The 997-nt window shown below is 35.9% G+C and carries 2 protein-coding genes; both read left to right on the top strand.

Annotated features, from left to right (window positions below):
- Positions 1 to 217, top strand: a 217-nt coding sequence (locus tag ACRCJ0_RS15305) for a cadmium resistance transporter (RefSeq protein ID WP_431391057.1), incomplete at its 5' end; no start/stop codon positions are given.
- A 348-nt stretch (positions 218 to 565) separates the two neighbouring features.
- On the top strand, positions 566 to 997 hold a 432-nt coding region (locus ACRCJ0_RS15300), incomplete at its 3' end, for an FAD-dependent oxidoreductase (protein WP_431391058.1).

Genomic DNA, 997 nt, shown 5'->3' with positions numbered 1-997 from the left:
GATGTCCTTCCAGGAAGTCATGGTTGTGATCCTTGTTTTTATCATTGGGATTTTTACCTTGTGTTATTTATCTAAACGATTAGCTTCGGTTCCTATGATTGGTGAAGTAGTTGAGCGTTACGAAAAGGTCATCGTACCAGTCGTTTTCATCGGATTGGGTATTTTTATTCTGTTAGAGAATGGTACGATTCAACATCTTTGGTCACTGATTGCATAGAATTTTAAGCAGCTTCACGGAAAGTAGAATATACCATTAAAGTATATAAGGCTAAGCTTAGATACATATAACACAACTGGAATATGAAAGAGGCACAGAACGATGCAATACAATTAGCATCGTTTTGTGTCTCATTTTTATGTATATTTTTTAACAATTATGGATCACAGCTTTCTTATTCTCTAAATGGGAAATAAATAAGCTGATATTTTATTAGTAGGTTATTCTTGAAGAACTGAGACAATCATAGATCTAATTCGAGAGAGAATAAAAAATATAGCGTATACAAAAACATTTAAGAAGAATTTTGGTAATATATGTAGGAAGAGAAAAGGGGAGGCATGATTTATGCAATATTCATATAAATATATAATATTAGGTGGCGGGATGGCTGGTGCCAATGCCGCAATGGAAATTCGTAAGTATGACCGTAAAGGGACATTGTTGATAGTCACGCAAGAAACTGACAAACCCTACTATCGTCCTCCATTAAGTAAAGAATTTTGGACAGAGCCAGACCATCCAAAAGAAACGATATATTATAATATTTCGGATGATGAATCGATTGATATCTTAACTGGGACAACTGTGAAGCAAATTAATGCCGATCGACAAACGATTGAGATTGAGAGTGGAGAAATCTATCAATACGAAAAATTGCTTTATTCACTGGGTGGCGCTCCAAAGTGGATTGATGGGCTGGAGAGCGAGCGTGTCCTAGCTTTAAGAAACTTAGAAGATTACCGAAACCTCCGAAAATTAGCCAAACCTGGGAGCAAA

The sequence above is a fragment of the Aerococcus sp. L_32 genome, from assembly GCF_050689315.1.
This window is presented reverse-complemented; position numbering and strand designations above follow the sequence as displayed.